The sequence below is a fragment of the Sinorhizobium sp. BG8 genome (assembly GCF_016864555.1).
Classification (GTDB): Bacteria; Pseudomonadota; Alphaproteobacteria; order Rhizobiales; family Rhizobiaceae; genus BG8.
In genome coordinates, this window is record NZ_CP044011.1 from 3,188,315 (window position 1) to 3,200,698 (window position 12,384).

The 12,384-nt window shown below is 63.0% G+C and carries 9 protein-coding genes; 5 read left to right on the plus strand and 4 right to left on the minus strand.

Annotated elements, in window-relative coordinates:
* The first annotated feature begins 165 nt into the window (after positions 1-165).
* The 3 genes from fumC (at position 166) to F3Y30_RS15065 (ending at position 3,736) form a co-directional block, all read left to right on the plus strand.
* Positions 166-1,578, plus strand: coding sequence for a class II fumarate hydratase (gene fumC, locus F3Y30_RS15055; RefSeq protein ID WP_246752754.1), 1,413 nt, complete (start codon positions 166-168; stop codon positions 1,576-1,578).
* A 162-nt stretch (positions 1,579-1,740) separates the two neighbouring features.
* Positions 1,741-2,811: a GGDEF domain-containing protein gene (locus tag F3Y30_RS15060; RefSeq protein ID WP_203423477.1), complete on the plus strand. Its 1,071-nt coding sequence runs from the start codon at positions 1,741-1,743 to the stop codon at positions 2,809-2,811.
* A 277-nt stretch (positions 2,812-3,088) separates the two neighbouring features.
* Positions 3,089-3,736, plus strand: coding sequence for a L,D-transpeptidase (locus F3Y30_RS15065; RefSeq protein ID WP_203423478.1), 648 nt, complete (start codon positions 3,089-3,091; stop codon positions 3,734-3,736).
* Between the two features lie 100 nt (positions 3,737-3,836).
* Here the strand turns inward: F3Y30_RS15065 and F3Y30_RS15070 are convergent, their stop codons facing one another.
* The 3 genes from F3Y30_RS15070 to F3Y30_RS15080 form a co-directional block, all read right to left on the minus strand.
* Complete coding sequence (locus tag F3Y30_RS15070; protein ID WP_203423480.1) at positions 3,837-4,445, minus strand: pyridoxamine 5'-phosphate oxidase family protein; 609 nt, start codon at positions 4,443-4,445, stop codon at positions 3,837-3,839.
* Between the two features lie 357 nt (positions 4,446-4,802).
* Positions 4,803-6,626 (minus strand): monovalent cation:proton antiporter-2 (CPA2) family protein, encoded by a 1,824-nt coding sequence (locus F3Y30_RS15075; RefSeq protein WP_203423481.1) that lies wholly within the window; start codon positions 6,624-6,626, stop codon positions 4,803-4,805.
* Positions 6,627-6,660: 34 nt separating this feature from the next.
* Positions 6,661-7,035, minus strand: coding sequence for a DUF971 domain-containing protein (locus F3Y30_RS15080; protein ID WP_203423482.1), 375 nt, complete (start codon positions 7,033-7,035; stop codon positions 6,661-6,663).
* Between the two features lie 298 nt (positions 7,036-7,333).
* On the opposite strand from F3Y30_RS15080, the gene moaA reads away from it, so the two are divergent.
* Complete coding sequence (gene moaA / locus F3Y30_RS15085) at positions 7,334-8,320, plus strand: GTP 3',8-cyclase MoaA (protein WP_246752987.1); 987 nt, start codon at positions 7,334-7,336, stop codon at positions 8,318-8,320.
* A gap of 74 nt (positions 8,321-8,394) precedes the next feature.
* Here moaA and F3Y30_RS15090 read toward each other — a convergent pair whose 3' ends face one another.
* Positions 8,395-10,938, minus strand: coding sequence for a methyl-accepting chemotaxis protein (locus tag F3Y30_RS15090; RefSeq protein ID WP_203423484.1), 2,544 nt, complete (start codon positions 10,936-10,938; stop codon positions 8,395-8,397).
* A gap of 482 nt (positions 10,939-11,420) precedes the next feature.
* Between F3Y30_RS15090 and F3Y30_RS15095 the strand changes: the two genes are divergently transcribed.
* On the plus strand, positions 11,421-12,326 hold the full coding sequence (locus F3Y30_RS15095; RefSeq protein ID WP_203423485.1) for a DMT family transporter: 906 nt from the start codon (positions 11,421-11,423) through the stop codon (positions 12,324-12,326).
* Positions 12,327-12,384: the final 58 nt, after the last annotated feature.

Consider the following 12,384-nt stretch of genomic DNA (forward strand, 5'->3'; position numbering starts at 1 on the left):
TCGATTTTAGGCGGAAGTCTATAGCCTCCCGCCACTTCCGCACTTTACAAGCGGGCGCCAGTTGGGCCACAGAAAGGCCCGGTTTCAGGCGCGCGGCGCATTCTCATTGTGCACCGGACGCCGGCCGCTCCGTCTCCATGCGACCGGTGCGGCACAAGCTATCGCATGGGCAAAGCGGGAAAGCACATGACATCTACGCGCACGGAAACAGATACCTTCGGCCCCATCGAGGTGGATAACAGCCGCTACTGGGGCGCCCAGGCACAGCGTTCTCTCGGCAATTTCAAGATCGGTTGGGAAAAGCAGCCGCTGTCGGTCGTCCGCGCACTCGGCATCGTCAAGCAGGCCGCCGCCCGTGCCAATATGGCACTCGGCCGCCTCGATCCGAAAGTCGGCGAGACGATCGTCGCAGCCGCCCAGGAAGTGATCGACGGCAAGCTCGACGAACACTTTCCGCTCGTCGTCTGGCAGACGGGCTCCGGCACCCAGTCCAACATGAACGCCAACGAGGTCATCTCCAACCGGGCGATTGAAATGCTCGGCGGCGTGATGGGCTCCAAGAAGCCCGTGCATCCGAACGATCACGTCAACATGAGCCAGTCGTCGAACGACACCTATCCGACGGCCATGCATATCGCCTGCGCCGAGCGGATCGTCCATCACCTGCTGCCCTCGCTGAAGCACCTGCATGCAGCCCTCGAGGTGAAGGTCAAGGAGTTCGACCACATCATCAAGATCGGCCGCACGCACACCCAGGATGCGACCCCGCTGACGCTCGGACAGGAGTTCTCGGGCTATTCCGCGCAGCTCGCCTCGTCCATCAAGCGCATCGAGATGACGCTGCCCGGCCTCTGCGAACTCGCCCAGGGCGGCACCGCCGTCGGTACCGGCCTCAATGCGCCGGTCGGCTTTGCCGAGAAGGTAGCCGAGGAAATCTCGAACATCACCGGCATGGAATTCAAGACCGCGCCGAACAAGTTCGAGGCACTCGCAGCCCACGATTCCATGGTCTTCGCGCACGGCGCGATCAACTCGGCGGCAGCAGCCCTCTTCAAGATCGCAAACGACATACGCCTCCTCGGCTCGGGCCCCCGCTCCGGCCTCGGCGAGCTGTCGCTCCCCGAGAACGAGCCCGGCTCGTCGATCATGCCCGGCAAGGTCAATCCGACCCAGTGCGAGGCGCTGACGCAGGTCTGCATCCAGGTGTTCGGCAACAACACCTCCCTCACCTTCGCCGGCAGCCAGGGTCATTTCGAGCTCAACGTCTACAATCCGCTGATGGCCTACAACTTCCTTCAGTCGGTCCAGCTGCTTGCCGACGCTAGCGTCTCGTTCACGGACAATTGCGTGGTTGGCATCGAAGCCCGCGAGGACAACATCAAGGCCGCTCTCGAGCGCTCGCTGATGCTCGTCACCGCTTTGGCTCCGAAGATCGGCTACGACAACGCTGCCAAGATCGCCAAGACCGCGCACAAGAACGGCACCACGTTGCGCGAGGAGGCAGTGGGTGGCGGCTACGTGACGAACGAGGAGTTCGACGAAGTGGTCCGCCCCGAGAAGATGATCATGCCCGGCTGACGCGGCACTCATACTCTCCTTTTGAAAAGATGCCGCAAAACGTCTGTTTTTGCGGCATTTTTAATTTCCGGAGGACGTTTTCCGACGATGTGTTAATTCTTCCCAAATCTTTTGCCGATAATTTTAGCCAAGGGGAACAAGCGTTCGGATCAGGAGCGACGGATGAACACGGCTGGTGCGCAGAGGGTGCAGGTACCCGATATCGCGGCACAGGTGAGCTACGCGATGCGCATTATGGGTGTCTCCCCCATCCCGCGGAACTACGAGCTCTTCTACGAAGCCTATATCGGCTCCAACCCCAAACTTACCCGTGAACTCGCCGCGCTCGGCAGCAAGGCCTCCCAGGAGGAGCTCGACGCGATCGGCAGCCAGTATTTCGGCCACCACCACCGCACCCAGGCCATCGATGGCGCGCATTCGAAACTTGTGACGCAGCTGGATGGCCTGCTTCGCATCCTGCGACAGGAGCAGACCTCGCTCGAGAGCTACAACAGGCTGCTCGGAGAGACTTTCGCCCGGATCAGCAACAAGCACGCATCGAGCTCGGAGATCATCCAGAGTGCAATCGGCATCCTGACCGAAGCCACCGGCGACACCATCAGCCAGGGCAAGGAGATGGTCGAGAACGTCGTCCAGAAATCGATCGAGATGGACGTGGTCCGGCGTGAGCTGGACGAATACAAACGCATCGCCAACACGGACTCGCTCACCCAGCTGTCCAACCGTCGCGCCTTCGACGACAAGCTCTCCACCGTCTACAGCGACACGATGGGGCGGAACCTCACGGCGCTCGTGCTGGCCGATATCGACCATTTCAAGAAGATCAACGACACCTACGGCCATCCGGTCGGCGACAAGATCCTCGCCTCCGTCGGCAGCGTCATCCGCTCGAACGTGCGCAAGGACATTTTCCTCGCCCGCACGGGTGGCGAGGAGTTCGCGCTCCTCATCGAGGGCAACACGGTCGAAGAGGCCATCATGATCTGCGAGAGGGTCCGGGTCGCCCTCGAGCACACGCCGTTCAAGAACTCCAAGACCGGCGTCAACTATGGCCCGGTCACGATTTCACTTGGCCTGTGCATGGCTTCCGAAGCCGATGGCCCCGGCGAGCTCTACAGCAAGGCGGATATTGCGCTGTACTGCGCGAAGAATGGAGGGCGCAACCGCACGGTGCCCTTCGAGGAAGGCATGAAGAAGGATATCAGCAAGAACTGGCTGATCTATCGCAGATAGCCTCTCCACAACTTAACTCTCTCCCCACCCCCACCACAGCATGAACATGGACGTCGCTTCGCGGCGCCGTCCTTCCGGCACCGCAGGCTTGTTCCCGACGGAACAGCGTTGCGGTTCGCCGTCTTCTACAACCCTTCCATGCAGACGGACACAGCGCCGCAGAACTCAGCCCGGCCCAGAACATCCGGGACGTCCGCGTGAACGCGCCTCGTCCGAAGAAAATCAAACGAACCGGGCCCCGCCACAAGCCGGCGCCCGACAAACGGGGAGACCGAAAATGAAGAAGCTCGTTGCCGCCGTCGTCGCAACGCTCGTTCTGACTACCGGCATTGCACAAGCAGGCCAGAAGCAGCCGCAGGTCGACAACATCACCGTCGCCTCGGTGTCGTCGAGCACGTCGAAGACGGGCTGGCTGCAGGTCCTGTCCGAAGGAAAGCCTGCGAAGCGCGGCAAGAAATCCGTCAGCACCGCGCCGATCGCCCGCGAACTTGTCGCATTCAAGGAGCGCGTCGCGCCGGGCACCATCATCGTCGTGAACTCGGAGCGCCGTCTTTACCACGTACTCGGCAACGGCATCGCCATGAAATACGCCGTCAGCGTCGGCCGCGAGGGCTTCATCTGGACCGGGTCCAACACGGTCAGCCGCAAGGCTGAGTGGCCGACCTGGAACCCGCCGGAGGAAATGCGCGCTCGCGAAGCCAAGAAGGGGCATAACCTGCCGGTGACCATGAAGGGCGGCATCGACAATCCTCTTGGATCCCGCGCCATGTACCTCGGCTCAACCATCTACCGCATCCACGGCACCAACCAGCCTTCATCGCTCGGCAAGGCCATGTCGTCCGGCTGCATCCGCATGGCCAACGAGGATGTCGAGCACCTCTATGCCCAGGTTACGGTCGGCACGAAAGTCATCGTGCGGGACTGACCCGATCTCCCGAGGACGGCGATCACGCTCCGGCTTCGCCGTCCCTTCCAATCGGTCCTGGAAATACAAGTCGCGCCCGGCACTCGCCGGGCGCCGTCGTTTACCACATCGTCTTGGCGGCCCGGCCCGGCCATTCGCGGTCGTAGGCCTCTCCGTCGAAACCGGCCTTTGCCGAAGCGAGCATCTGGCCGACGGTCGGCAGGCAATCCGTATTCCTGAATTTTTCCGGATTCCACAGATCCGCACGCAGCACGGCGCGGGCGCACTGCGAGTAGACCTCCTCGATCGTGATGACGACCACCGACCGCGGGTGCCGGCCATCCATCTCGAAACGCTTCGTCAGTGCCTCGTCTATGCGGACCACCGCCTTCCCGTTGATCCGCATGGTCGTGTTGGATCCCGGGATGAGGAACATGAGCCCTACTCGCGGATCGCGAACGATGTTGCTAAGCGAATCGACGCGGTTGTTGCCGCGCCAGTCGGGCAGCATGAGCGTGCGGTCGTCCTCGATGTGGATCACCCGATCCGCATCGCCCCGCGGCGAGCAGTCGAGGCCCTCCGGTCCGACCGTCGCCAGCGCCATGAACGGCGAGGCCTCGATCATCGCCCGGTACTCCGGAAGAAGGGTGTTCGTGACCTTGACGAGCGAGGCTTCGCCGGGCTCCCCATAGAGCGCATTCAGCTGTTCGACGGACGTGATGACGGTCATGTTGTTCTCCGGAGGGTGATTGCAGCTAGAGCGCGTTGCGGCTAGTCAGCCTTATTCTGCTAGATGAATTTGTGCCAAAAGCCGACGAGAATGGCGCAAATTCATCCGGCTTGAAGGGTTGGTCGAAACCGGGCGCCCGCGGCGTCGAAGGGTTTGGCCGTAGCTAGGGCTACGACCTTCTCCCCTCTTCAGGCGGATCATCCCGGTTTGGACCAGCAGAATCAGGCTGATTAACCGCAACGCGCTCTAGGCCGATGCGCATCGCATCGTTGCATGACAGCCGCGTGACGAAAAGTACACGGTCGTGCCTGCGCCGCCGTCGCTACAGTTCCTGCTTCCTTGCCGCTGGCGCGGGGATCATTCCGCCTCCGCCTCGTCGGCGTGATCGCGCTCCTCCTCTTCGGCGCGCTTGCGGCCGGTCCTGGCGGCCACGATGTCGGCCGGCTGGGCGATGCCCCGGATAAGCTGGCGCCCTGCATAGATACCGCCGACGATCTCCAGCGCGAACCGTTCGTCGTCCAGGTCGCGGAACTCCTCCACCACGCGGGCTGCCGTTTCGAGATCCTCGCCGAGGAAATGCAGGGCCCTTTCCCCGAACGTCAGGGCCGATTCGAAGGTTTCACGGATCTGGTAGTCGACCCCCGTCTTGAGAAGGTCGATGGCGTGACCGCGGTCAAAGGCCCGGGCGAGTACCGGAACGAGCGGGAATTCGTGCTTGACGATTTCGGCGATCTTGATCGCCGCAGGCCGGTCGTCGATGCAGATGAGAATCGCCTTGGCGGTCGCCGCCCCCGCGGCATGCAGGATCTCGATGCGCGAACCATCGCCGTAGTAGACCTTGAAGCCGAACTCGGATGCATCGCGCACGAACTCCGCGTCCCTGTCGATAAGCGAGAGCGTATAGCCGCGCGCAAGCAGCGGCTGGCTGACGATCTGGCCGAAACGTCCGAAGCCGATCATCAGCACCGTGCCCTCGACGTTCTCCGGCAACTCCAGGTCGTCGACTTCCGGCACCTTCTTCGAGGCGAAGCGAGAATGCAGGAAGGTCGCAACCGGCGTCAGGATCATCGAGATGATGATGGTTGCAGTCAGTATGGCGTTGGTTTCTGCCTCGATCAGACCTGCAGAGACGGCAGCGGCATAGAGCACGAAGGCGAACTCGCCGCCCTGCGCCATCAGCACCGCCCGCTCGAGGCTCTCGTTGTGGCAGGTGCCGAGCAGGCGGGCGACGCCGTAGATAAGCGCGCCCTTCACGCACATGTACGTGACGACGCTGATGGCGACGAGGTGCCAGTTCTCGGCGATGACGGCGAGGTCGAGCGCCATGCCCGCGCCAAGGAAGAAAAGCCCGAGCAATATGCCGCGGAACGGCTCGATATCGGCCTCGAGCTGATGGCGGAAGGAAGATTCAGAGAGGAGGACGCCGGCGAGAAAGGCGCCCATCGCCATCGAGAGGCCGCTCATCTCCATGGCGAGCGCCGCCCCCAGGACGACCAGCAGCGCCGCAGCCGTCATCACTTCACGCGCATTCGACCGGGCGAGAATGAGAAACAGCGGGTTGAGCAGGTAGCGCCCCGCGACGATGAGCGCGCCGAGCGCCGCGATCGCGATGCCCACCGAAGCCCAGCGGTCGGCAACGGTCGTTTCGGCTCCGCCTGTGCCGAGCAGCGCGACGATCGCGAGCAACGGCACGATCGCGAGATCCTCGAAGAGCAGGATCGCGATGATGCGTTGCCCCTTCAGTGTCGAGATATCGCCTCGCTCCTCCAGCATCTGCATCACGATCGCAGTCGAGGTGAGCACGAAGCCGGTCCCGGCGACAAAGGAGGGAACCAACGGAAAGCCGAAAGCGACGCCGACCGCCGTCAGCCCGGCAATACAGGCAAGAACCTGCGTCGCGCCCACGCCGAAGATATCCTTCCGCATGCTCCACAGCTTGGTGGGCTGCATCTCCAGCCCGATGATGAACAGGAACATCACCACGCCGAGTTCGGCCACGTGGAGGATCGCCTTCGGGTCGGTGAAGAAGCCGAGCCCGAACGGCCCGATCGCAAGCCCCGCGGCGATGTAGCCGAGCACCGAGCCGAGGCCCGCCCGCTTGAAGAGGGGCACGGCGACGACACCGGCCGTCAGCAGCACGACCACCTGGGTCAGATCATGTGCGTTCTCTTCGAGAGCCAAGGGTCGTCCTCCGGTTCGCGCTGATCATTCGGATTTAGCGAGGTTTTTCCGACTTGTCGCGGCTCATGCCCTTCTCTGCAAGCTCCGCCTCGTATTTCGCGAAGAGTTCACTGCCCTTTTCCCCGAGTTCCTTCAGGTAGGTCCAGGTGTAGATGCCGGTATCGTGAAAATCGTCGAAACCAATTCTGACCGCATAGTTGCCCGTCGGCGTCATGGAGATGATGGCGACGTTACGTTTCCCCGGGACGGTTACCGCCTGTCCGGGCCCGTGCCCCTGCACTTCCGCAGACGGCGAGAGCACCCGCAGAAGCTCGGCGGACAGGTCGTAGCGCTTGCCGTCGTTGAAGGTCACCGAAAGCCGCTGGCGGTCCTTTGATACCCGAAGTTCCGTGGGCCAGGCGTCGGTCATGATCCAATCTCCTTGCTTTGCAGCCGTTTGCACTGCATCGCGCTACGACTACTCCATAAGTCCCGAAACGGGAACGCCTTTTGCACGCCCTCCCCGGACGAAGCGGCCGGATGGCGGAGAGCCTTTTCCATTGATCGTCAGAGGGCATGCGCAGGTGCGGATTTGGTGCGATAATGGCGCCATGGCCTTGACGTCGCGTGACTTGCATCCGACATTCCGGGCCAGTGGAGATTATTACGTGAACACGCGCCCCGGTCCGACATCTGACGCTCAGGCACTCACCGCCTCCGATCACCCCATGATCGATCCTTTCGGTCGTGCGGTCACCTATCTGCGCGTCTCCGTCACGGACCGCTGCGACTTCCGCTGCACCTATTGCATGGCCGAGAACATGACCTTCCTGCCGAAGAAGGACCTGTTGACGCTGGAAGAGCTCGATCGGCTCTGTTCCGCCTTCATTGCCAAGGGTGTCCGTAAGCTTCGGTTGACGGGCGGCGAACCTCTTGTGCGCAAGAACATCATGTTCCTCGTGCGCGCCCTCGGCCGCCACGTCGAGGCCGGGCGGCTGGACGAGCTGACGCTGACGACGAATGGCTCGCAGCTCGCCAAACACGCCGCCGAGCTTGCGGACTGCGGTGTCCGGCGCATCAACGTCTCGCTCGACACCCTCGACCCCGACAAGTTCCGCACCATCACAAGGTGGGGCGACATCGGCAAGGTGATGGAGGGCATCGATGCCGCCCAGGCCGCGGGCATCAAGGTCAAGCTGAATGCCGTGGCGCTCAAGGACTTCAACGATCACGAAGTTCCGGAGATGATCCGCTGGGCGCATGGTCGCGGCATGGACCTGACCCTCATCGAGACCATGCCCATGGGCGAGATCGAGGAAGATCGCACCGACCGCTACATGCCGCTCTCGGAAATGCGAGAGCGTCTCTCCTCTGAATTCACGCTCGTGGACAACGCCTACCGCACCGGTGGCCCGGCCCGTTATGTCACGGTTGCCGAAACGGGCGGCAGGCTCGGCTTCATCACGCCGATGACGCATAATTTCTGCGAGAGCTGCAATCGCGTCCGCCTCACCTGCACCGGCACGCTCTACATGTGCCTCGGCCAGGAGGACGCCGCCGATCTCCGGGCGCCTCTGCGCGCCTCCGACGACGACGCGCTTCTTTCGCGTGCCATCGACGAAGCGATCACCCGCAAGCCCAAGGGGCACGATTTCATCATCGGCCGCAACAACCGGCCCGCCGTCTCACGTCACATGAGCGTAACCGGCGGCTGACCGGTCGCACCAGGAGATAATGAAAACGGCCGGGAAACCCGGCCGTTTCTGTCTGGTAGCTTCAGGCTTACGGTTCAGGCCGCGTAGTTGCGACCCGACCCTTGGTCGGCGGACCGCGCAAACTCGCGGGTCTTGAAGTGGTCGATCTTCTGGTTGAGGACACCGACCCGGTGGCGAAGGCCGTGGATCTCGGCTGTGTTCTCCTCGACCATCGTCGCGTTCTTCTGCGTGATCAGCTCGACCTCGTTCACGGCCCTGTTGACCTCGTTCAATCCCTCGTACTGCGCGACCGCGGAGGCCTCGATCGTGCTCACCAGCTGGTGGATCGAGGAAATGTGGCTGTTGATCACCGTCAGGGCCTCGCCCGTCTCGGTCACCAGCGAAACGCCGTTGCGTACCTGGCTGGAACTGTCCGAGATCAGCCCCTTGATCTCGCGGGCGGCGCCCGCGCATCGCTGGGCAAGCTCGCGCACTTCCTGTGCCACCACTGCGAAGCCGCGGCCGGCCTCCCCTGCGCGCGCCGCCTCGACACCGGCGTTGAGGGCGAGAAGGTTCGTCTGGAAGGCGATCTCGTCGATGACACCGATGATGGTGTTGATCTTCTCCGACGAACGGTTGATCGCCGCCATTGCGTCCACAGCCTTTGCAACCACCTGCTCCGAGCGCTGGGCGTAGCTGTGAGCCTCTTCGACGGAAACCGCCGTCTTCTGGGCGTTCTCCGACGTCGAACGGACGATGTCGGTCAGCTGGCGGAGTGCCCGCGAACTTTCCTCGAGCGCCGAGGCCTGCTGCTCGGTGCGCTGGGCGAGATCGTCGGCCGATGCGGCGAGATTGCCGGCCCCGCCGCTGATTTCGAGCGTGGTCGCGCGGACGTCGGAAAGGGTCGCCCGGAGAGCCTCGACGGCGTTGTTGTAGGTCCGCGCCATCACCACGTACTCGGCGGCAAGCGCTTCCGTCATGCTTTCCTCGAGGTCACCCTCGGCAAGTTTGCCGAGCACGCCCGACAGCGCGTTGAGCGCCTCCATCTGTTCGGCCTCGATGCGGGCCTGTTCGGCCGCCCGACGCTCCTGCTCCTCGGCCGACAGCATGCGTTGCGCCTCGGCCTCCCGTTCGAGCCGCACGTTCTCGACCGCCGCATCGCGGAAGACCGCCACCGATCGGACCATGTCTCCGATCTCGTCCCCGCGGTTGCGTCCCTCGATCACGATGTCGAGCTCGCCGCCGGCGAGCCTGGACATGGTTTCCGTGATCCGCTTCAGCGGAGCCCTCAGCGTTTCCACCAGCATGAGACCGCCGATGATCGCGAGGATCGTTCCGGCGACCATCGCGATGATCGATACGTCGGCGGAGCGCTGGCTGTCCTTCTTGCCGGCTTCCTGTGCGCTGCTGACGAAGCGTTCAAGCGTCTGGCTGGCGTCGGTAACATACGAACGTGCCTCCGCCGTGCTTGCCTGCCACTTCGTGCTGACCGACAGGAGATCCTGCGTTTCCTTCTCGATGGCAGCCAGCGACGGCGAAAGCGTCGTCGAAAGGTCCCGGAGCGCTGCATTTTTCGCGCCGAGCTTCGAGAGTTCGGCTGAGCTCGCGGCGACCGCCTTCAGGTCCGAAAGCACCAGGTCACGGCTCTCCGGATCAAGTTTGCGGTGCAGCTCGCTGATGTGGAGCCGGGCGTTGTCGATCTCATTGAAGGTGTCGCCCATCAATGCAATCAGGTTCTTCAGAAGCGCAATCTCGCCGTCCATGACGACGAACCGCTTGGCGGCGGTGTCGGAGTTCTTGCCTGCTTCCTTCAGGAAGTCGGCCTCGTATTTCGCGAGCTTGCTCAGAACCGGCATGAACTGGCTCTTCTTGGTTTCCAGGTCGTCGTTGCTGGCGACGATCGCCTCCACCTTGGCGATCTCGGCTTTCAGTCCCTCGAACTGCTGGCGCGTCTTCTCGGAGGCAATGGCATCCGATTGCGCAAGCTGCTTCAGAAGATGGGGAAGATAGGTTTCCGTCGCCTTGATCTTGTCCTCTGGCTTGACGGCAAGTGCCACCGGCTTGCGGAACTTGCCGATGCGCTCGGCGAGCCCCTGGTAGGCCGCGGCATCGAAGAGCAGTGTCTTGGCGAATTGTTCCTTCTCGCCCGATTCAGAGCGGATGACGCCGATCTGCTTTTCTGCAAACTCGCCGTCGGCCGCCATCTGGGCCAGCGCCTGCTCGAGCGAGGCCGTCACCTGGTCGCGCTCGGCGTTGATCGCCCAGAGCGTATCGACCTGGCCCCGCATCGTCTCCGAGAGCAGCACCACGGGCGCGATCTTGTCCTTGTCGGCCTGATCCCCCAGAAGGCCGTTGAGCGTTGCGATCCCCGCCGCTTGCTCGTCGATATGCATCGTCAGGGCCGCGCGCCGCGAATTGTCGGGCGCGTCGATGAAGTCCTGCAGGCTCGTCCTCAGGCGCTGGAAATCGGAGAGGCTGTTGATCGTTTCGCGGGTGACGGTCATGTGACCGTTAAGCGTTCTGGCGGTGAAGTATCCGACAAGCCCGATGCCGGCGATCAGCACGACGAGCGGAATGACGAAGAGCAGCACCTTGGTGACGATACGTCGGCGCTGCAGTAGGCGGTCGATGAAAGACATGAAGTTCCCCGGCGTCCATATGTGACGTCATACCCGAGGTGGCGCGATGCAAACGCAGGAATGCCGCGAAGGGCCGTGGTTGGTCCTTTCGCGGGCAAGCGGTTCGCTCGGCGGCTGTCTTCTAGCGGACAGGGCTCTGCCACCCTCGCCTCATGCGAGAGATCATTGGGGTAACGTTACGATAGGCAGCGAAACTTAAGGAATGCTCAAGAGAACGCGGCAGCAAATCGCACTCCGCGCGCCGCAAGCCCTGTGAACCGGGGCCTCCGCTCACCACCTACCCCGGCGTGACACGCCGGAGGAGGTCGCCGGTTTCGGGTCAACGCCCTTTGCGAAAACGGGGAGCCAAGGCATGGACGGCGAGCATCCGGGATCGCGACGTCCATTGCACAGATCGCCCTTTATTCCAGCGGCAGTCATTCCAATTGCGGACCTGCCGCTCTAAACCGGAAGGGTCGAGGGGAATCACGAGAATTCGCGGAATGGATGCCACGGGGAATTTCAGGGGCGCGCTCTACATGGCGATCGCCATGGCCGCCTTTACTTGCAACGACGCACTGGTCAAGTCTCTGGCAAGCGAACTGAACACAGGCCAGATCATGTTCGTGCGAGGGCTGGTGACCACGCTCCTCGTCGCGGCAATCGCCTGGCGGACGCGCGCCATCGGCTCGCTAGGCGTCATGCTGCAGCCGGCGGTCGCCCTGCGGATGGCCGCCGAGATCGGAGCCTCTGTCACCTATATTTCCGCCCTCGGCGCAATGCCCATCGCCAACACCTCGGCGATCCTGCAGGCCCTGCCGCTGGCCGTCACGCTCGGGGCCGCCCTGTTTCTCTCCGAACCCGTCGGCTGGCGCCGATGGCTTGCGATCCTTGCCGGGTTCGTCGGGGTCATGATCGTGATCCGGCCGGGCCCGGAGGGCTTTTCGACCGCCGCGGGCTACGTCGTCGCCTCCGTCGTCTGTGCCGCCATCCGTGACCTGTGCACGCGCCGTATCGACCTCGCCGTTCCCGCCCTCACCATCACGGCAACCACTGCCGCCTCGATCACGGTCGTCGGTGGGCTGCTGATCGTTCCGATGGGTGGCTGGCAGCCGATGGGAGGCTCCCTGATAGTCCAGATCGTTCTTGCCAGTTCGCTCCTTCTCGTCGGCTACCAATGCATCGTGCTGGCCATGCGCACGGGCGAAATCTCCTTCGTCGCCCCCTTCCGCTACACAGGACTGATCTGGGCGATCGCCATCGGCATCTTCGTCTTCGGCGATATTCCCGATGCCTGGATGTGCCTGGGTATTGCCATTATCGTCGGTTCCGGCCTCTATGCATTCTACCGCGAAAGCAACCGCAAGGGTCCCGCCTATGCTAAGGAATCGGTTGCGGAAACGCCCTGAGAAGGGGAAGCTGGAAGCGGACAGTTCCGATCGCCTTGCATCCGTCGCGGATGCCCCG

Bases quoted from the DNA above. Each gene is read 5' to 3' on its own strand.
- F3Y30_RS15070 (WP_203423480.1), bottom strand. From the start codon at position 4,445: ATGACCGTCATCACGTCCGTCGAACAGCTGAATGCGCTCTATGGGGAG.
- F3Y30_RS15090 (WP_203423484.1), bottom strand. From the start codon at position 10,938: ATGTCTTTCATCGACCGCCTACTGCAGCGCCGACGTATCGTCACCAAG.
- moaA (WP_246752987.1), top strand. From the start codon at position 7,334: ATGATCGATCCTTTCGGTCGTGCGGTCACCTATCTGCGCGTCTCCGTC.
- F3Y30_RS15095 (WP_203423485.1), top strand. From the start codon at position 11,421: ATGGATGCCACGGGGAATTTCAGGGGCGCGCTCTACATGGCGATCGCC.
- fumC (WP_246752754.1), top strand. From the start codon at position 166: ATGGGCAAAGCGGGAAAGCACATGACATCTACGCGCACGGAAACAGAT.
- F3Y30_RS15080 (WP_203423482.1), bottom strand. From the start codon at position 7,035: ATGACCGACGCCTGGCCCACGGAACTTCGGGTATCAAAGGACCGCCAG.
- F3Y30_RS15060 (WP_203423477.1), top strand. From the start codon at position 1,741: ATGAACACGGCTGGTGCGCAGAGGGTGCAGGTACCCGATATCGCGGCA.
- F3Y30_RS15065 (WP_203423478.1), top strand. From the start codon at position 3,089: ATGAAGAAGCTCGTTGCCGCCGTCGTCGCAACGCTCGTTCTGACTACC.